Consider the following 22,028-nt stretch of genomic DNA (forward strand, 5'->3'; position numbering starts at 1 on the left):
TGTTTACGGGAGATTTAAGTTCTGCAGAGCAGGCAGCAGACGTGATGGGCAGATTAGGTAATCTGGCTTTGGTGGAATTAGGCTTATCAAAGAGTATCTCAAGCATAAGCGCAACATTAAACAATTCACAAATAAAATATTACGTTAAATTAGCAACAAAAAACAAAGAAAGCGATACATGTGTTTTAGGAACAACTGGTAAATATAATGTGTACGCTTCGGATAATAATTATACATATTTTATATTAGACGAGAGCAAATGGTCAGATTTGGTTAAAAGCTTAAATAACAATTATAACGAAATATGGAAAATAAATAAACAATATATAGATAATCAAATTAAACTTAATAAAACAATTATTTTGACAGATAACCCGGAATTACAATATTTGTTTGGAGATGGAAGCAAAAGATTTTATCAGAGGGAAATAGATTATTTATCAGAACTAGGTTATACATTTTCTCAGGTTGATGATGAATTGTGGAAAGCTATTCTCGAGTAAATGGTGAGGTGAGGAAAGTTTATGAATATTGTTGAAGCAGAAAAATTTTTTAAAGAATATGATGGAAATTCTTTCTATATGTATGATCAGGATTTATTAAAATATAATCAATACAGAAGTATGAAAATTTCTTCAAAACAAGAGAATATTTGGCGCATTCAAAAAGCAAAAATATATAGTTCTGAAATTGAGAAGTCTGATAAGCCGTGGCTCGTATACTTCAAGATGGATAGCTTGCTAGAACCATGTTTAATAATCCCTGACTCTATAGATATAATGCTGGATACGGGAAAGAAAGTTGAAAGTAAGTTAGATGCAAAAAACAGCATGAATATCGCAGAAACAATCATTGGCAGAAGTGATGTTAGTGCAGAAACTGGCTGGATTTTTCGCTCATATCATAAAAAGTGCAAAAAGCAAATGATTGAGTTTTGCCGTTTGGTAGAAAGATTACTTAATGAAGCGAATAAAAAACCTGAATTATATAAAATTTCAGAGATTTACAATTCAAAATATCAGTTAATAAAATATAAGCTAAAAATAATCACGTGATATGTACAAGCAACTATAATGAGGATTCTGCGATGCACAATTCTAATGTAGTAATCTATATAGATAGTATACGGTGTGACAGCCGTAAGAGACTTGAGCGAAGGTATCACGGGCTACGAGGTGAGATGTGATAAGCTGTACGGACGGGTATCCGGACTCAGCGAGGGCAGCCTGTACATAGACGTGGACACAGACAGCCACAGTGTAATCAGCCTCACTGGTGATGAGGACGCTTCAAGAGAATACATGCTCAGCACGGGTATGATGGGGTCGCTTTACGAGAGTACGGTGTGGGAGGAGCTCACAGGATACGAGAGCGTATCAACCATCAGCATACTGGCTGCGGCACAGGAGAAGGGGATAGAACTTCTGCTCATCTCATCCGCTAACATGGCGGAAGAGATGGAAAAACTGAATACAACAGACACCACAAAACAGGCAGTGACGGAAGCCGTAAATGCAGGTAAGATAGTCACAATTTCTGCTGAGGATATGACAATAGGCAGCTGGTCGGGAACAGGGTATATGGTCATAGACCCTGAGACCGGAGCAGGGGCGTATATGATATCAGGCGGGCTGAATGGGGGTGCATTATCGGCGCTTTTGACACTTGGAGGATTATGTGCTACATTTTCTTCGGCTACTGCAACGTCAATGTTGGTTTGGGCTGCTGTTCAATTCTTCGCACTTACGCTAACACCGCTTTCATTGGTGGCATATGGCACTATGTTGGGTTTACTTGTTGTTGCGATGATAGAGTTGAATTATGAAATGTGGACTGATAACCTCGATTATTTGTTTACGGGAGATTTAAGTTCTGCAGAGCAGGCAGCAGACATGATGGGCAGATTAGGTAATCTGGCTTTGGTGGAAGTATTCGTGGCAAGTCAAATTAATGGTCGATTAAATAAAATCGATAATATGTATGTCAATGGTCAGGATGCTTCTGAATGTTTAGAACAACTGAATGGTTTTAGCGATAACAAAGTAAACCATATCATTAATGGTAGTAAAAGTTCTGAACATAATTGGGAATATTTGGTTTCTGATAAAAATTGGGAGGATATAAAAAGTATAATAGTAAATGTTATGAAAACAGGCAAAGAAGGTTCATATAAGTCTGCATATAAAAAAACAGCTGTATTAAATGGCTATGAGGTTACGGTAACTTATATGAAGTCTTATGATGGAAGAATATCTATATCAAATGCATGGGTTAATTGAATATACACTGGAGGGAAATGAGTGAAATGGAAAAAAAATTTGTTAAATATATATTAGACGGACAATTTGATTTTGCTAAAGGCTTGTGTAAGGATATGGATAGGAATTTGATTAGAGATACAATTATCATATGTGCAAATGATACAGAAAATGTAACCCTGCTGTTATTTGCACAGGATATGTTTAAAACTACACAGGATATGTTCTGGTTAGACGTCTTAATTGATTTGTTATTGGGACCGTTAGCATTTTATGAGGGAGCATATCATGCGGCATATTATTATTCAAGACTTGCACTTAAAATACAAAATAGCATTGGAAATTTAGAAAGAATCCTATTTTTTTATGGACTTCCTGAACGCATTATGGATTATAGTCATGCTAAGGAATATGCAGAACTGTTATTAACAATGGACAAAAATAATAAAACAGCGAAAATGATATTAGGTCTTAATGCAAGTAGATAATGTAATACATGCAGATATGTATAGGTTGGATTAAGTTGAGGAGAAATAAGGGAAAAAGTAAGCAATATTTACGAGAGTACGGTGTGGGAGGAGCTCACAGGATACGAGAGCGTATCAACCATCAGCATACTGGCTGCGGCACAGGAGAAGGGGATAGAACTTCTGCTCATCTCATCCGCTAACATGGCGGAAGAGATGGAAAAACTGAATACAACAGACACCACAAAACAGGCAGTGACGGAAGCCGTAAACGCAGGTAAGATAGTCACAATTCCGGCAGAGGACATGACGATAGGCAGCTGGTCGGGAACAGGGTATATGGTCATAGACCCTGAGACCGGAGCAGGGGCGTATATGATATCCGGAGGGCTGAATGGGGGTTCATTATCGGCGCTTTTGACGCTTGAAGGATTATGCGCTACATTTTCTTCGGCTGCTGCAACGTCAATGTTGGTTTGGGCTGCTGTTCAATTCTTCGCACTTACGCTAACACCGTTTTCATTGGTGGCATATGGCACTATGTTGGGTTTACTTGTTGTTGCGATGATAGCGTTGAATTATGAAATGTGGACTGATAACCTCGATTATTTGTTTACGGGAGATTTAAGTTCTGCAGAGCAGGCAGCAGACATGATGGGCAGATTAGGTAATCTGGCTTTGGCAGAAGTGACACTTACAGGGTACATTAATATTCAGTATTTTTATGCTCGGTTGGCAAAAGGTGCAACACACAATAGTACCGCAACAACAGTTGTTTTGGGGAAATATAACAAAGATGGAGTATCATACATTAATGTTGCGAAGGAAAAAAATGCAACATATTTTCAATTGGATAACTGGGCAGAAATTGAAGAAATAGTTGGGAATGATAATATGTGGTATATAAATGAAAGGTTTTTAGAGCAACAGCTTTCGCAGGGAAAAAATTTTATTTTATCTCATAATCCAGCAGAAGCAGATGGGTATTTTTCAAGTGAGGTAAAATTTTTAGTAGAACATGGATATTCATTTATAAAAAATGGGGATATATGGGAAGCAATAATCAATTAGGAGCTAGAATAGTTATGAGTAATAAGAATTTTGAAGATGCTAAGGCTGTTTTTGATAAATATGATGGCAGCTATTATCAGATGGTTCGTGATGGACAATATGAAAAATATAAAAGATATTGTGTACCGAAATCTTTAGAAAAGGAATGGCTCAAAAGCAAGCAAAATGCTGAATACAAAGAATTATTAAGAAGTAAAAATATGTATAAAACAGCACATGCTTTTGATATGTATTGCCATTTTACTTCGTTACTAGGCGATAAGAATGGTATAAGAATTGCTGAAGAATATATTAGCGATAACATGACTATACAAGATACTTGGACGCTGATTAGAGAGATTAGTACCTACACAGATTTGTTGCGAGCATTTAAGGCTTTTGATCATAAGAAAAAAGCAAAGATTATTAAATTTTTAAAAGAATTGCTTGAAAGGAACATTACAATATCAGATGATTATAAGAAGGATGGTGTATTTCCAGATTATTTAACTGAGGAAAAGGTACGAGAGGACATTGTTAGACAGATAAAATACTGGAAAGTTAATTAGTGTTTGCTCGTAGCATACAAATATGAGTAGTGTTATAAAGGTATTGGATTTATAGAGGATTCGTAGTATGACCGGGCAAGTCTTCTCATAGCTGGGCTGAGATACCGGATTCAGACAGGGACAAGGTAAGCTTCGGTATAGACGGTGATGTGCTCACAAGCTTCACGGCTTCCGAGCTGTATGGGAAGAGTGTACTGCTCGCATACGAGCCTGCCACGGATGCAGACAAAGCTATATATGACAGCTATGACAGCATATTTGACGTACCCGCTTATGCGGTGTATATAGACACAGCAAAGACAGAGATAAAAGTGGGAGAGGAACTTCTGATAGACGGATATGCGCTGGATGATTACGGCGTGGATTCGTATGCAAAGTATACCTACGGTCAGGGCAAGGCAGGGGAGCGTCTTACTGTGACTGACATCACAGGCTGCAATCGCTAACAAATAATAGACTGCACGAAAACGTGAATTATAATAGTCAATAATAAAAAGTCTCTGTTACTGTTATATTGCAGTAACAGGGGCTTTTTGTTAGTTAATAATTAAAATTATATGTTTGCATATAATTGTGAACGATACAAAGAATCTCATTTGGTGTATGCCGGGCGGGATTTTTGTGTTATAGTGGTAGTTGTGAGATTGAAGAATAGAAAAAGATGAAAGTAAGAAAGAGAAAACAGATGAAGACAGATAATAGTACGAAGAAAAAGGACAGTGTAAAGAAAGAACGTAGGGAAAAGAAAGAGAAACTGACGATTGAAAAGAGAATATTACAACTATCATTTTTTGGAAGTGTATTGTTTATAGTAGCGGAAGGTGTGATGGCATGGTTTACCCATTCCCATTCTTTGTGGACTGATTGCTTGTTTGATGCAGCGGATTTAGTGATGATCGGACCGTTTCTGGTGCTTGTGCCCCTGCTTTATAAACCGGTGACAGAGAAGCATCCATATGGATATGCGCAGGTAGAATCGTTGTTTTTACTGGTAAAGTACAGTGTATTATTAGCACTTACCTGCAATCTAATGGTTGAAAATATAAAGCTGTTATTACATGGTGGACATGAAGTTGATGCCGGCAGTATTGCTATATTTGAATTGCTTGTATGTCTTGGATGTGCAGGCATGTATCTGTTGCTTGGTCATTACAGTAAAAAGTATGAGTCTACGACGATCAAAGCTGAGCTTTATATGTGGAAGCTTGATGTTATAAGCAGTATGGGAGTAGCCGTAGCATTTGCAGTTCAGATGATATTGCTTACAACGAGATTTCGATTCCTGACGCCATATATTGATCCTGCAGTAGCTGTAATTATGGCACTGCTTCTTATAACAGAACCGGTAAAGGAGATTTTCCAGAGCATTAAAAATCTGATTTTATTTGCGCCGGAGGAAGATGTCTTAAATCAGATACGTGGAATCGTGGATAAACATATGAATGATTATCCCTATGAGGTTACATTCTTAGATGTTATCCAGACCGGACGGAAGCTTTGGGTCGAAGTATATATTGGAAATAAAACAGACGTTATACATATCAGCATTCTGCATCGTGTCCGAGATGAGATCAAGCAAGAACTGAAATACAAATACGATCAGGTATATATAGAGATTATACCGGATTAGGATAATACGAAAGGCTTCGGGTTGGCGCCGGGTATGTAAAATGCTAATTCGTTAGCCTGTAAATATAAAATAGTGTTATATTATAAGGGAGTATTATATAAGACAGAGGTGATCGATATGAAAAAATGGAAGGCTGCCGGACTGATCACAGTAGCCGGGGCATGTGTTATTGCAATCGTCTGGGGATTGCATGGTCGTACAAAGAATAATGCAAAATTGTTGCAGTTAGATGAGCAGGTATCGGATGATTCTGTTATATATGTTGCATTGGGAGATTCGATTACATATGGATATTCATTAGAACATGCTGAGAATGAACGATTTTCTGCAAGGATTGCTGCTTATATGAAACAACAGGGGATGCAGGTTGTCGAATGTAATCAAGGTGTAAATGGTCAGCTCAGTGACGACATGTGGCAAAATATCAAGAAAGGCAAGGTAGATCTGTTAGACCATGCTGATTATGTGACATTTTGCATTGGTACGAATGATGCACTTCTTCCGTTTGAATTCTTTGTTATGCAGTATGAAGATTATTTTTATGGATATTCCGGTGCAGGAGATGATTCTTCGCTTTGGAAAAAAATTAATAAAAAGACATTTGTCCGGGACTTTGAGGAGGCAGACCGGTCTGCGGAAGATAATCTGAATCGGTTTTATAATAATCTTTCAGATAGTATAGATCTGATCCGTAAGGCTTCGCCGGATTGCCGGATTGCGATCATGACATTATATAATCCATATCGTAATATGGATTATGAAATATCGGCAGGCGGGATAACAATCAATATCGGACAGTATGCAGAAGAAAAGATCAGTCAGGCAAATACAATCATTAGTACTGTATGTAAAGAAAAGAATATTGTACTGGCAGATTGCTATGAAGCCTTTGCTTCATCAAATGATATTGTGCTTAATAATCAGAATGCAGAAAATTATATAGATCCGGATGATCATCCGACTGCAGTGGGACAGCAGTTAATCGCAGATGTATTTATAGAAGCATTGTTTACAAAGTAAGATGTAATCAGGCACAGTATTTACTTACAAAGTAAGATGTAATCAGAAGGCAGCATTTATTTACCAAGTAAAATGGAAATAGAATAGCATTCATTCATAATAGAACAGCAGTTTAATGAATAAAAAATAGAATAGTTGGAGCACATAATAAGACATTTTCGTATGATGTTACAGTTTAAGATATGTCCGAAATTTGGGATATATTTTTATAAGGATATCATATGAAAATGTCTTTTTTTGAAGCAAGAGGGGTATAATTTATGATTTGATCCGACAATATTTGCGTAACATTATGCGTTTTAAATTGTATCCGCTTCTAATCAACTAACGCAAATTGTCAGAACAAATACACATATTGTGTTTACAAGATGGATATATTTATAAAATGTATCTATTTTTCTTTCTTTTTAGAAAATATTTCGATATAATTATTATGTAACTGGAGGTTTGGATGCAGAGACAGCATTCAGAAACAAGAATAACGTTTATGTAAGAAAGGGATGATGAGAACATGAACAGAAAATGGGGAAAGAAATGGATGGCAGCAATGCTTTCGATTTCGATGGTGATCGGTATGTTTCCTGGGGTTGGAAATCCGGTCAGAGTTCTTGCGGATGAGCCGCCGGGGCAGGCGGTCACGCAGGCAGATATTTCAAATGCAGATAACAGCGGAAAGGATAAATATGGATTTAATCTGACGACACCAAGTTCATTTAATGCAAATGACGGTGAAAATCCATATGGTTCCGGCTATTCTGCATTTAATGAAAAAATGGAAGCATTTTTATGGTATCGATCCAGTGGAAAGAACCGAAATGCTGAGACGTATAACTATACGAAAAGCTCGGATATCAAGGGCTATTATGTTGGACCGGATTCGAAACGGAACAACAATGGATTTATGCAGAGCCGTACAGCATCCGGCGCAGCTGATGTCAAGTATGTAAATGTAGACGGTTATGATCCGTATGGAACCGGACGTGATAATATGGTTGCACTTGTTGGCGCATCACTGGGAAAAGATCCGCAGCTTGTTGTAGCAAGATACAGTGCATCCGGTAAAGGTCAGGAATTAAGAAAGACCTTCAGCCTTGGATCGGGTGATGATAATGACTGGCTTCGGGATAATCAGTTGGAAAAATACAGTGCCTATAAGAATTATTTTACATTAAAGGCAGGAGATTTTGATGGCGATGGAGATGAAGATATCGCAGTCTATGTTCCAAAACGTGGAGATCCGTATATTATGATCCTGGACGGAATCACCTTATCGCCGATCAGTGATAATATTTCGGTTCGTAGTTTTATGGGAAATACCGGAGCGGATATGGCAGGTAAATTTACCAATAATGGTAAGACAGCAAGAGCAACAATCAACATGTCGATAGAAACTTCGGATATCAATCGGGATGGTAAAGATGAGATCCTTCTGGTTGGTTCCTATTCGAATATCCACGATGACAGTGATGGAAAGAAGCTGCAGCAGAGAAGCTCTGTATTTGCCTGTTATAAGGTAGAGAACAAGAAACCACAGCAGATGAATAAGTATGTAATGGATAAGGATACATGCAGTGTATATATGCGTTACGCATCTGTAGCAGCAGGTGATATTGATTTTGATGGCTTCCCGGAAGTTGTAGTTGCCGGTGTATACAGTGATAATGATGGCCCGGATGGAGATAAATCCGGTTCAAATAAAAAGTATATGCTGGTAACATTGAAATACGATCCAAATGAAGAGGTGGAGACATTAATTCCATCCGGCGGAAACGTAATGGATATGTGTAATTTTGTAAATGCAGGCTTTGATAAAGATGATAATGTGCATCCGCTTCCTGCATTGACCTGTGCGGCAGTAAACGGAAGAAATGATGCGGAGCAGGTTTTCTTAGATGGTGTTTTCTGGAAGTTTGAAAATGAATCATGGAAAAAGGACTATACAGCCAAGGTATGTCAGAGCAGTGATAAAGGAATCGGCGGTTATATCATATCCGATACCTGGGTAGACGGATGTGTGGCAGGAAACTTTGATGAAAATGATCTGGGAATTGAGCAGGTCTTATATACGACCGGATATAAGCAACAGAGCTTTAACCGGTACTTTTACCGGGTGAACATGTCCGGTAAGGAACAGAACAAGGATTCATCGACCGGTATCTGTACACCGGGCAGTTATTTTGATTCGACTTCAAACGAGCTGGTGCGGCATGTCGGCATGAGTGATTTCCCTTGCCTGGCGATTGCAGCAGTTGATGCGGATAAAGATACAGATGTATTTACCTTTAAGAGCAAGAAATATACATACAGTAATGTAGATATTCTGGCTATATTACAGGCTGCTCCATATTTTGGAGAGCTTCAGGATAATTATTATAATGGCAATATCGGAGAAACCTTATATGGTAAGCTATCCGGACAAGGAACGGTAACCAGTAAGACGAAAATGGCATCCATCGGAGCATATGCATCATTTTCCATCGGTTCTTCAGCATTGCAGTTCCATACGGAGGCGTCCTATACCCATGACTGGGAGTGGTCGTATGAGGATGAGCTTTCCCATGAGTATTCGATCAGTTTTGAAAATGATGGTACGAAGAATCAGGTAGTACTTTATCGAACGCCGGTTATATTGTATGAATATGTCATCACACCGGCGAATGGAAGTGCATCGTATACCATGGAGGTCGGAGTGCAGCAGCAGCCGGTCTATTCGACCATGGATGTAGATTCCTTTAATCGGTTTGCAGCAAGCGATGAAACTCTGCAAAATAAGGTGATCACGAAGGATATTCTGTCCAGTACGCCGGGATGTCCGGATACCTATGCGACCAGCTCGCTTGGAATGAAAGGTTTCGTTGGCTATCCGAACTGGATAGAGATCAATAATAAGGTCAATGACCAGACAACGGTAGCTATGAATATTACGGACAATACACAGAGCAGTAAAACAATGACCCAGACGAACAGCTTCGAACTGACACTTGGTGTAGAAGGTGAAATTGATGCCAAGGTAGCGAAGATGAATTATGGCGGTGGTGTCAAGCTTGGCGGTGGCTGGGGCTCCGGTAAGACAACATTTGATTATTCATCAGTATCAAAGGAAGGCGTGGTAGCTTACCCGCCGGCGACGGATTCTCAGTACAGCTTCAGTACCAAATTTGGTATCTGGCAGGCAAAGCTTGGCGATAGCAATGTTCCGATTCTTGGCTTTGTTGTAAAGAATGTCGAACAGCCGCCATCTCCACCGGAAGATATCAGTGTGGATACAGTGACCGCGGATTCCGTAACGCTTGCATGGGAAAGTGGTTATAAGAAGGCAGAGAAATATGAGATCTATCAGGTATTTAATGATGGTATTACAACCAATAAATACAGTCTGTTAGATACGATCAGCGGTGACAGTTTTTCTTACAGCTATGATGGACTGAAACCATCGACGGAATATGAATTTGCACTTCGTTCAGTTGGAACAAATAGCGGAGGCGAGACTGTATACTCCGAATACACACCGGAGGTATCCGTTCATACACTGGCTGACAGTGAGAAACCAGATATCTTAAGCATGACAAGTGTACAGAGAGTTGTTGTCGGCGGTAATGCGAGCTTTGTGATCGATGCACTCCCATCTGCAAATGCGAAAGGCGGTCTGTCCTATGCATGGCAGGTTCGAAAAGCAGGTTCGGTCAACTGGGTAAACCTGACGGACAAAGAAGCTTCCGGTATAAATGGAAGTACATTGAAGTTAAATGGTATCACAGAGGATATGGATGGCAATTCTTATCGATGCGTTCTTTCTGAGCTGATAAAGGGTGTGCGGTTATATGCATATGGAGCTCCGGGTATCCTGCATGTCGGAAGGGCTGACAGTATGATGACAGCAACGATTAGCAATACACAGTCCGACAGTGCGAATAAGGGAACCAATACAGCATTTGGACAGTATACACAGACACGGACGGTTACGAATGAACGTACGGTATCGAAGACTGTAGCGGTTACGATCGGAACACAGAAGGAGACATTTGTCCAGTATAAGAATGGTGCAGCGGTATCCGCCGTATATCCGAATGCAGTAATACCGGAATTTATCTATTTTGACGGCCAGACAAATGAATGGTATGTACTGGAAGGATATAATGAGACAGCAGGAACAGCAACTGCAAAGGTGAAATTAAATGAAGTAATACCAAATGTATTCCAGAGTGGAACAACCGGTGATGCAGCCGCTCTCTGGAATGGAGTTGATGCAGATACAATAAAGCCTGTGACAGAACAGGTGACAGAGACGGCAGCGGGCAAGACTTATTATGCATATACAGCAGTAACAGCCGATGGTGAGATATTGTTGTACAGTACAGATGCTATGTCAGAAGCAGTTACACAGTGGTATCAGTTGGAACAGGGTACAGATGGAGCAATTACAGCAAAAGCGTATGCCGGTACTGTTCAGTCCTATGTGCCTGCTTATGCCGGATATAAAGAAGAATCTGCTGGCACTACAAATCAGCAGTATATCGAGGTTGATGGAACAACCTGGTATCTGTACTGGCCGGAGGCATACGAAGGAAATAATGCTTATATCATGTATGCAAAATCCGCCGAAGCAGATCGGACTGCGGATGAGACCTATTATTACAAGACTGAGCAGACGGTAACAGATGAGAACCAGCAGGAGCAGATCATTACAACATTTAATGAATTAAAGATCGCTACGGATGATGCCTTTTCTCTTATGGGAAGTGGAGCATCTAAGCAGTATGGTGTTACCCCTGGTGAGGTTGTTACCGTAAATGAAACATATGATACACAGGTTGAAGATATCATAAAGGGAGATCGGACAACGGTTCAGATCCATGTTGCAGAGGCAGTTACATCTTCTGTCAATATCGATAAAACAGGAATTGTAAATGTAAACTTCTTCAATAACCGGACCGGTTCTATTCGTGATATATCAACCGTTGTAGATAAGAATGGTAATGCTTCTGTTGTATGGAATCCGGAAGAAGCCGGAGATTATACGGTAACTGTATCTTATGGAGGAAATACATCATTATATCCTACTGATACACAGACTGTTTATTATGTAGTAGATCGTACGGATAATATGGTATACGTTCTTTCCGGAAACAATGCGGAATATGGCAATACCATTAAGTTAGAAGTCAGACAGGGAAAACGGGAAAACGATACATCCGGCAATATAACGACAGAACCGCTTGCAGCAGATGCTTCTGTATCTTATCAGGTATCCTATGTGGATGGAGATGATAAGGTTGTAACGGAAAATATAGCCAGCAATACATTTACTCCAAAATGGCCGGGACAGCATACATTTGTTGCGACGATAACCAGACAGAACGGTACCAGTCAGACCAAATCATATGCGATGAAGATGCTTACCGTAAGCAAACGGCCGATCGTTATTACTGCTCCATCAAAGGATGGTATATCAGAGGATGACACGGCAGATAAAGTATTAAGCCTGTCAGATGTTGTTGTAAAATATGCGGGTGATGACACAGAATCCGGTATCCTGGATTCAGATGCAGCTAAATATAAACTGTCGGATTTGATGACAATAGAGGCTGAGCCGAAGTTAGATGAAAATTCGACAGCAGGTGTTTACCAGACCGGAATCGCATGGCTTACAGTTGGAACCGAAGAAGATAGTGAGTATATAGATTTGGTAAAAGAATTCCTGAAGAAATATAACGTCACTCTGAACAGAGGAAAATATCAGATCGTATCGAACCAGTATACAGTCCGATATGAGTCTGATGGCAAAGGAACGATAAAAGGATATTGTGGAGACTCCAAAGAGCCATTTGCATCCGGAACCGGATTAGCAGATCAGAGCAAGGTATCCTTTAAAGCAATTCCAAAGGATAATTATAAGATCAAAGCATGGAAGGTAACAGGAAGTGATGGAAATGATCTGGTTCTCGGAACTGATTATGTGGTAAATGGAGATACATTGATCATTTCAGCATTGAGCAGCAGTGTTCATGTCAGTGTATCCTTTGCAGCAAAAACCTACCAGTTGAATTACGATCAGCCGGAAAACGGAAGTCTTCAGGCATATTATGTAAAGGCCGGAAACTATGGAAGCAAGATCGATACAGGTGAGACCGTCCTTACGGGAAAGAGTATCCTGCTTCAGGCAGTTCCAGATGAGAATTATGTCGTAAAACAGTGGACGGTTTCTCATGGTGGTTCAGCAAAGATCCAGAAAAATACTGACGGAAGTATCTTTGCCGGAACAGAGATCACACTCGATAATGTGGAGACAGATACTGTTGTGGCCGTTGAATTTGAACCGGTAGAGACATATTTATTTGAGACAGAAGTGATCGCAGAAGATCCGGATACATCGGTTGCAGGCTGTAAGATCAATGTCTCAGAACAGGTTCAGGATGGCAAGGCAGCAAAGGGATCAACGGTGACACTTACAGCAGATCTTCCGGAATCCGTTACTGTATCAGAATGGAGAATCTATACAGATGATATACATTATACAGTTGCAGCAACCGGAGGAGATCAGTATGTAGTATCCAACGTCCAGAAGAACATGAAGATCAAGTTGGTTGTCAATATGTTCCAGATGGAAACACTTCATTTTGAAGCGGTAAATGAACAGGGACAGCAGGTAGATGATGTTGTTACGGCATGGAGCGATTCAGTGCAGATCAGCAATGATACAAAGATCGTAAAGAATCTGCCGGTTGTTATGAAAGCAGATGTACCGGAGCAGTATCAGATCTCTGCGTGGAAGCTGTTTACCGGTTCAGAAGAACAGACGATCGCAACCGGAAAGGATGCGAAGGAATGTTCATTTAACAGTGTAAACAAATCCATGCGTGTTGTACTCGTTCTGCTTGATCGTTCAACTGTCACATATAACAGTGATAATAACGGAACACTGGAGTGTAATGTTGCATCCGGTGGTTATATTGACAGATGCCGCACAGAGGATATCGTTATGACAGCAGTACCGAAGACCGGATATGAAGTGGATCAGATCACAGTAATGATGGATGGTGCAGCTTACAGTGATATGACGGTTTCTGATATAGAAAATACAGACAATAAGCAGATCAGGATTCAGGCACCAGATACAGGCTTTGAGAAAAATGTAGAGGTTGCAGTTACTTATAAGGAGATTCCAAAGGTAGAACTTCAGTATGAGCTGGTATCGGCAGATGGAGCAAAGGCAGGAACAATAGCTGTTCATGTGGATCGCAAAAAACAGAATGATCTTATGCAGGATGTATCCGCCGGATCCGGCAGTCTTGAAGTATATCGGGACAGCACGGTTACAATGACAGCATCGGTGATCGCTGGCTACGAGATCAATGCATGGAGTATGAATGGTACAGATATCACAGCAGATGTCCGTACGAACAATACAGATCTTAGCAAACTGGTATGTACCGTTGATGAGAAGCTGTTACAGAATGTACCGATTAAGATCACGGTAACGGTTATTAAGACGCCGGAGCCTCCGTCAGAACCGGTTGTAGAGGAACTGACTAAGAAGCAGATTGAGAAGAATTCACAGACACTTTCCAGCAAACAGAAGGTTGCATGGACACAGAAGGGAATCCAACTGACCTGGAAAGCTGTTAAGGGGGCACAGGGATATGATGTCTATGCAGCTCCATGTAACAGAAAGAAGCTGACTGTTGTTAAGACGATTTCAGGTGCAAAGAAGAACGCAACAGTACTGAGTAAGTATAAAGGCAAGAGTCTGAACCGGAAGCAGTCATACAGAGTCCGTGTCAAGGCATATCGTATTGTGAATGGGAAGAAGCAGTATATTGCTACAGGACTGACCCTCCATATCGCAGGGCCGAAGAACAAGACATATACAAATGTAAAGAAGATTCAGTGCAAGAAGACAGAGTATACCTTAAAGAAAGGTAAAACAGCAAAGATAACAACTAAGCTTATCTTACAGGATAACAAGAAGAAACTGTTATCCAAAGGGCATGGTGCTAAGCTTCGCTACAGCAGTACCAATAAAGCGGTTGCTGTTGTAACGGCAAAGGGTACGATCCGTGCAAAGAAAAAAGGAACCTGTTATATCTATGTTACTGCATTAAATGGAGTAAATAAACGGGTGAAGGTCACAGTAAAATAAAACTGCAAATTTAAGTTAAAAAAATTCCATGGTGGGGTAACACAGGAGCTTTCCGGCTCCCTGTTATCCCATTCATGGAATTTTATTTTTGTTCAAAATATTTATATAAAAATCTATTTCTTTCTGGACAGATAGGTGACAAAGATCATATATTTATCAATGATCTGTCCGGCGATAGCAATACCTTTTCCCATTGTAAAAGCTGCCAATATAGTTCCGATCCCAAGACCTTTGATATGACCGAGAAAGAAGCCTGTCATACAGGCAGTTGTAAGCAGACAGATGACGTCAAAAGAAATCTTAACGATTGAATATTTCTTCTTTATGATCTGCGACAGCTCGCGTGGAAAAAGGTCGGTAGGAACGATTGGCAGACCGCAACGGTTGGAAAGTGCGATACCGATACAGATCAGCACATAACTAATTATAAAATAAAGAATCCGGTATCCGATAGCGGTTGGAAGAATGTTGATCCACATTTCATGGACATCAAGCAGTTTCCCGAAGAAAAAACCAACGATAAAACTGCACAGATATTGAGGGACAAATTTCTTCCGTAAAATCATCAGGGTGAGAACCAGAAGTCCCTGAAAGATGTAGGTCCAAGTACCTAAGCTGAGCTTTGGGAGCACCTCGGAAAAGGCGTAAGGAACACTGGAAATCGCAGAAATCCCTGCACCGGAATATAACATCAGAACGACTGCGAAGCCGTTTATGCATACGGCAACGATCAAAGCTATTTCACCATACACGATATGCCGAGTCATATGAGCATCTGTTTCTTGGATGATATGGTTTTGTATATATATATTCATTTTAAAGCTGCATCCTTTCATTTGTTTTTATCATATCGATATGTATAATGGATTATTTCGGTATTATATGTAAGCGGATTTGCTTCATTTTTATATGCCTTTCACGGTTCCGTATTGTAACACTCCATGCAAATGATAACAAATGAATAGTTTTTATAATTCTATAGATATTGTCTATATAAAATCTATGAGTATAATATAAATAATGGATTCAAATATAAATTTTTTGGATGAAAACAGAAAATGAATCGAACATCAAAAGTCAGATAGAAAGAGGTAAACGGATGAATTTATTTTATATACGATATTTCGTGGAACTGGCAAAGGAACAGCAGTACACGAAGGCAGCAAAGAATCTGAACATCACACAGCCGAGTTTAAGCCATGCGATTCACCAGTTAGAAGAAGAACTTGGGGTATTATTATTTGAAAAGACAGGACGTAACACTGTACTTACGAGGTATGGAGAAGAATTTCTGGTTTATGCGGAGAATACGATCCGGACGCTCGATCAGGGCATTCGTCTGATGCAGAAGGCAGCACATGGAGAAGGTGTCATAAGATTAGGGTTTGTTCGACCGCTTGGTATGGACTTTGTTCCGGGATTGGCTGATGATTATAGGAAAAGGTTACAGGATGAAATGGTTCAGTTTTCATTTCATACAGGAACAACACATGAGTTAATAAATGGACTGAAAGAGAAACAGTACGATATTATATTCTGTTCCAGACCGGTGGATGAAAGTGGTCTGTCTGTTCTTCCGGTTGGCAGACAGGATCTTGTCGTAATCACCCCGGAGGGGCACCCGCTCGCAGAAGAGAAAAATGTAGATCTTGCGGATACATTAAAATATCCGCAGATTTATTTTGCGGAAGGTTCCGGTATGCGGGATGTGATAAACGAATTATATAGCTTGATAGGTAAGACACCGCAGATTGCTTATGAGACAGAAGAAGATGAAGTAATTGCCGGCCTTGTAGCGCATAACTTTGGAATTGCTGTTGTTCCTTATATGAAGCTCTTAGAACGGCTTACGGTAAAAATCCTGAAGCTAAGAAAGCCCCGGGCAGACCGGATGTATTATATGGTCTGTGACGCGACTGCTTATAAGCCTCCCTGTGTACAGAGTTTTTATGATTATGTGTCGGGAAAAAATGAAATGCAGGAAGATAAATTTATATGGAATATATAGGAAATCGGAATTTGCATAAAAGTTTCGCGTATACGACAGGTTTGTGGTATAATTTTACATGAGTGATATGTATGGCTTTTTGCAATATGTATACAAAAAATGATAAAAGGAGATAAAGACTATGGCATGGTATGACAGCGCAGTATTTTATCATATTTACCCACTTGGATTGTGTGGATGTCCACATGATAACAATGGAGAGACAGGAGAGCATTTTGACAAGTTAAATGAATGGGCGGAGCATGCGAAGCGGATCGGATGCAATGCGATTTATATAGGGCCGTTATTTGAATCCGGTTCTCATGGATATGATACAACCGATTATCGGCTGGTAGACAGACGACTTGGAACAAATGATGACTTCAAGCAGTTCGTAAAGAACTGTCATGCAAATGATGTAAAGGTCATCGTAGATGGTGTATTTAATCATACAGGCAGAGAGTTCTTTGCATTTCAGGATATAAAGCAGAACCGGGAGAATTCCAGATACAAGGATTGGTACTGCAATGTGAATTTCTGGGGTAACAACGAATATAACGATGGATTTTCCTATGATAACTGGGGCGGATATAATCTGCTTGCGAAATTAAACCTCTGGAATCCGGAAGTGAAGAATTATCATCTTGAAACCGTAAAGTTCTGGGTCGATGAATTTGATATTGATGGAATCCGTCTGGATGCTGCGGACGTACTTGATTTTGGCTTTATGAAAGAATTACGTTCCTTCTGCAATGGATTAAAGCCGGATTTCTGGCTGATGGGCGAGGTTATTCATGGAGATTATTCGAGATGGGCAAATAACGATATGCTCCATTCCGTAACAAATTATGAACTGCATAAGGGCTTGTATTCCGGACATAACGACCATAACTATTTTGAGATTGCACATACGATCAAGCGTTTAAATGGCATTGTAGGTGACAAGAAGTTATATACTTTCTGTGATAACCACGATGTAGCAAGAATTTACAGTAAATTAAATAACAAGGCGCATATGTACAATGTAGCGATCCTCGTATATACCGTACCGGGAATTCCGTCAATCTATTACGGTTCTGAATTCGGTATACCGGGCAATAAGGAGAATGGTTCAGACTGGAATCTGCGTCCGGATCTGAATCTGGCTGATTTTAATGAAAAAGATGAGCTCCCTGCATTGTATACAACACTTGGGCATCTGAAACAGAGATTTCCGGAACTGACCTATGGAGACTACCGGGAATTGTATCTGACTACCGGACAGTTTGCATTTGCAAGATGTCTGGATGGACGTGCAGTTGTAACAGCATTGAATAATGCAGATAACGGTGCACACATGGAGATCAATCTGCCGATTGGTGCAAATAAAGCAGTCAACCTCCTGACGATCGATCAGTCAACAGAAGTACAGGAGGATACCTGTACAGATGATGCAACAGCAAAGGCATGGGGAAATGCACGAAATGAGCTGCTTGATAAAGCCGGTCAGTTGGTTGGAGCCTCCGGTGAGATCCGCTATAAGGCAGAAGATATCCGTAAGGCATTAGAAGCACTGGAAACAGGCGCAGACTTCGGACAGGCAGTATGGAATCTGTTTGGAAATCTGAATGATACCATGAACAACATGCATCGTGTGATCGGCGAATTCGAACAGACTATGCATAAGCAGGAGAGAAACGCTGTAGCCGCAGGCGGTGACTGTACAGGTGGAGAAAGCCTTGAGATCCGCGATGGTAAGCTGATCGTAGACCTCCCGGCAAACAAGGGTGTTGTCGTATATTTAACCAATGAATAATATATAATTTGCCTACATTTTACTTATAGTAATGAAAATTACTATGAGAAGATGGTATTAAGTATTTTGTATAATATTTTATTAGAGAAATTTATAGACAGAAAAAGTCCATCAGACTTGTTTCCTTCAGAGGACTGGCTCTGTTATAAAATGACATCAGCGAGTCATTTATAGCAGAGTCAGTTTTCTGAATGAGCAAGTCTGATGGACTTTTTTGTCGCAAAAATTTATGCATAAAGAATAAGAGTTATGTGTAGAATGTTAAGATTGTATAGGAAAAAGAATACAAAACTTCTAAAAAATATGTAGCTTTTTGTTGAAAATCACATAAAATAGTGTTAGCATAAAATATATATGTTAGTATATTTGTGACGGAGCTGCGCAGAATTGGCTGAACCCGCTTCTGTGCCGGGGGAATGGTTATAATTAAGGAGATTGTATATGATACTTATTGATACGCAAAAAGAAGAATTTAGCAAACTGAGAGACATCCGCGTATTTGGAAGGATCAGTCATGATGACCGGTTTAATGGGAATTTGCTTGTAATTGGTTTAGGTGGAATCGGAAGCAGAACAGTTTGTAATTTAAAAGGAATGATGGTCGATGATATCACACCGGAGGATAATATTCATTTTCTGATGGTTGATTCAGATATTCCCGAGATGGAACAGACAATTGAGGACAGTAAAGAACATATTGGTTTTAATGCACTTGAAGTATTAAGTATCTACAGACCTAATATTGAAAATATACTTGCGGATGGAATCAAGAAGAATCCGGTACATCCGAATCTAGCAAACTGGATGGATGCAGATTTTCCGGATGTAACAGTGACAAAGGATGGTGCGCATGGCAATCGTCAGATCGGACGACTGATGTTTTCAAATGCTTATGAAGATATCCGTATGCTGTTATTTGACAGACTGGAAGAGATCCATGATAAAGCGAATGGTAACTGGATGGATGTGATCATCGTATCAAGTCTTTCCGGCGGAACCGGAAGCGGTATCTTATCCGATCTTGCATATAATATTCGTGCATACGGAAAGGCAAAAAAGTGGGCGAATCTTCGGATCGGAGGCTGTTTGTTAATGCCGGATGTTATATTTGGCAACAAGAGCGTAACCCAAGATCCGGAATTAATGTTCCGAATGATGGCAAATGGCTGTGCTGCGTTAAAAGAAGTTGATTATTATATGAAGCTTTCAGAAAAGGATGATGCATATATATTTGAAAGCACCACTCACAAGATGGTGATCCGGGAGAATCTGTTCGATGCATGTATGCTTGTATCCGGTAAAAAGGACAGTCAGGGATATCTGCCGGAGGGAACAATTCTTATGGATACAGCAAGCTTCTTATATAAGCTTGCATGTAATAAATATATCGGTAACAATGATGTAAATGATGACAGGAAGCTGCTTCGTGATGTGTTCTTTGATAACGAGAAATATTCTGTGACAAACTGGAAGATGGAGCATTCGGATTCTGAGATTGCGACAGCAAACTGTTATTATAAGGTTGTCAGTGAAGCAGATTATAAGATACCAATCCGTGAGATTGAGAATATCTGTGAGAGTGATCTGTTCAATAAGGCGTATAAGCGATTATTTGTATCTCCGTTCGACAATCCGCAGATTGAAACGGATATTAAGGATGCTTTAAAGGAACTGGATGCTTTTCTTCATGCAGAGCCGGGGGATGAGATCAACCTCAGTGTGAACGGGTTGATCCAGTTTGGACAGTTTACGAAGCCAACCTATAAGATGATCAAGAAGCATACAGACGGACTCAGAGAACATATGGGTGAGAAGCTTGATAATATGGATAAGGAGCTTCCGGTTATGATCAAGTCCATTAAGAATAAATTATGGAATTCCTTAGATGCGGTAATTGCCAGATATATCGAGAAATGCGGTCCGTATGCAGCAATTGATATTATCGGAGCACCGACAGCCGGTGTGGCAGATTCTACCAGAGGTATGATGGCAGAGGTTAAGAAGCTGCAGGAGCTTCACAGCAAATATACACCATCCGGTGAATATTCCAGAATTATAGAATCTATATGTGAGATTGTAGCAAAACGTTTCTTCACTTTTCCGTCTGCAAAGCGTGAGACAGAGAATGGATATTATGATGCCTGTATCAAAGAGACACTTGCTGCAGAACGAAATCGGATCATGGATGAGATTGATGCACAGGATCTGTTTGGTGATACACTTCGTTGGTTGCAGCAGCGAGCAGAGCGTTTGGATGAGATCTATTCCCAGTTCGGAGAAGACCTGAAGAATTCAATCGAGGATCTTGCAAATGAAGGTAAGGTAACAACCAAGAATATATTAAAGAATGCAGCCAGACATGAATTCCTTCCGACTGATTATGTAAATGACAGTCGTATCAATGAGGTAAAGGATGGATTGATCCGGTTGATGTTAGATAATGAAGCAAATATTGATAACGGAAGAGTTGTTCCTGTCAAGGATGCGATGGAGAAGATTTATCGTCGTTTATTCAGCGGTATCGGAGCATATGGTCCGGAGAAGATGTTATCCGTTGCATTCTCTGATAAGAAGCTTGCGGAGAATGATATCAATGTTATGTTTGGTTCACCGACAAATGACCGACGGGATGAAGTTATGCAGAAGGTAGCTGCTGCATTTGTAAATGATATTCAGGAAGAAAAGCAGTTATGTGTGCTCAAGGATGGCTACAAAGAACTTTTGTTAAATAAGAAATATATATCAGTGCCAAATGTAATGCCGTATTTCAGTAGGGCAGTAAAAGGAATCCTGATGGATAAACCATATAATGAGAAGGAGGATTCCATTACATTGAATCCTGGGGAGATCGAGATTTCGATCAATGATATGTATGTCGGCGTGCCTGCATCTATGATGGCATGTACAGCAGAGATGCAGAAAGCCTATAATGCAGTAGATAGTTCTTACAAGGGACTGCATATTGACGAAGTGAATAGGGATATGAGAGATTTCCCGAATCTTTGCACGTTATAATAAATAGTATGAAAGAATCCTGCATGTGGAGGTGTATGAAACCGTTAGTGTTTTTCAAACTTTCGTATGTGGGGTTTTTTTAAATTTGATTTTTACC

The 22,028-nt window shown here is 40.0% G+C and carries 14 protein-coding genes; 13 read left to right on the top strand and 1 reads right to left on the bottom strand.

Going from position 1 to position 22,028, the window contains the following annotated elements:
* The 10 genes from DWW43_RS12115 to DWW43_RS10225 form a co-directional block, all read left to right on the top strand.
* Window positions 1–503: hypothetical protein (locus DWW43_RS12115; RefSeq protein ID WP_165853063.1), on the top strand; the 503-nt coding region annotated here is incomplete at its 5' end.
* 21 nt (window positions 504–524) lie between these two features.
* A complete protein-coding gene (locus DWW43_RS10185; protein ID WP_119963503.1) occupies window positions 525–1,055 on the top strand; it encodes a hypothetical protein in 531 nt (176 codons plus the stop codon).
* Window positions 1,056–1,148: 93 nt separating this feature from the next.
* A complete protein-coding gene (locus tag DWW43_RS10190; protein WP_133302416.1) occupies window positions 1,149–2,279 on the top strand; it encodes a polymorphic toxin type 35 domain-containing protein in 1,131 nt (376 codons plus the stop codon).
* A 26-nt stretch (window positions 2,280–2,305) separates the two neighbouring features.
* Window positions 2,306–2,746 carry a hypothetical protein gene (locus DWW43_RS10195; RefSeq protein ID WP_119963505.1) on the top strand — a complete coding sequence of 147 codons (441 nt, stop codon included), beginning with the start codon at window positions 2,306–2,308 and terminating at the stop codon, window positions 2,744–2,746.
* An 81-nt stretch (window positions 2,747–2,827) separates the two neighbouring features.
* Window positions 2,828–3,796, top strand: coding sequence for a hypothetical protein (locus tag DWW43_RS10200; RefSeq protein WP_119963506.1), 969 nt, complete (start codon window positions 2,828–2,830; stop codon window positions 3,794–3,796).
* 14 nt (window positions 3,797–3,810) lie between these two features.
* Window positions 3,811–4,344, top strand: a complete 534-nt coding sequence (locus DWW43_RS10205) for a hypothetical protein (protein WP_044944921.1) — start codon at window positions 3,811–3,813, stop codon at window positions 4,342–4,344.
* 149 nt (window positions 4,345–4,493) lie between these two features.
* Complete coding sequence (locus DWW43_RS10210) at window positions 4,494–4,790, top strand: hypothetical protein (protein WP_119963507.1); 297 nt, start codon at window positions 4,494–4,496, stop codon at window positions 4,788–4,790.
* 239 nt (window positions 4,791–5,029) lie between these two features.
* The gene (locus DWW43_RS10215) at window positions 5,030–5,974 is read left to right on the top strand and encodes a cation diffusion facilitator family transporter (protein WP_119963528.1); all 945 of its coding nucleotides are present in this window, start codon (window positions 5,030–5,032) and stop codon (window positions 5,972–5,974) included.
* A gap of 117 nt (window positions 5,975–6,091) precedes the next feature.
* Window positions 6,092–6,994: an SGNH/GDSL hydrolase family protein gene (locus DWW43_RS10220; RefSeq protein ID WP_119963508.1), complete on the top strand. Its 903-nt coding sequence runs from the start codon at window positions 6,092–6,094 to the stop codon at window positions 6,992–6,994.
* 511 nt (window positions 6,995–7,505) lie between these two features.
* Window positions 7,506–15,134, top strand: a complete 7,629-nt coding sequence (locus DWW43_RS10225; RefSeq protein ID WP_119963509.1) for a fibronectin type III domain-containing protein — start codon at window positions 7,506–7,508, stop codon at window positions 15,132–15,134.
* A 113-nt stretch (window positions 15,135–15,247) separates the two neighbouring features.
* Here DWW43_RS10225 and DWW43_RS10230 read toward each other — a convergent pair whose 3' ends face one another.
* Window positions 15,248–15,949 (bottom strand): DUF6198 family protein, encoded by a 702-nt coding sequence (locus DWW43_RS10230; RefSeq protein ID WP_165853064.1) that lies wholly within the window; start codon window positions 15,947–15,949, stop codon window positions 15,248–15,250.
* 284 nt (window positions 15,950–16,233) lie between these two features.
* Between DWW43_RS10230 and DWW43_RS10235 the strand changes: the two genes are divergently transcribed.
* The 3 genes from DWW43_RS10235 (at window position 16,234) to DWW43_RS10245 (ending at window position 21,931) form a co-directional block, all read left to right on the top strand.
* Entirely contained in the window at window positions 16,234–17,142 is a 909-nt protein-coding gene (locus DWW43_RS10235) for a LysR family transcriptional regulator (RefSeq protein WP_119963510.1), read from the top strand.
* A 121-nt stretch (window positions 17,143–17,263) separates the two neighbouring features.
* Window positions 17,264–18,916 (top strand): alpha-amylase family glycosyl hydrolase, encoded by a 1,653-nt coding sequence (locus DWW43_RS10240; RefSeq protein ID WP_119963511.1) that lies wholly within the window; start codon window positions 17,264–17,266, stop codon window positions 18,914–18,916.
* A gap of 441 nt (window positions 18,917–19,357) precedes the next feature.
* The gene (locus DWW43_RS10245) at window positions 19,358–21,931 is read left to right on the top strand and encodes a tubulin-like doman-containing protein (RefSeq protein WP_008400675.1); all 2,574 of its coding nucleotides are present in this window, start codon (window positions 19,358–19,360) and stop codon (window positions 21,929–21,931) included.
* The last annotated feature ends 97 nt before the right edge of the window (window positions 21,932–22,028 follow it).

Source organism: Clostridium sp. AF15-41, from assembly GCF_003604095.1.
Lineage (GTDB): Bacteria > Bacillota > Clostridia > Lachnospirales > Lachnospiraceae > Coprococcus.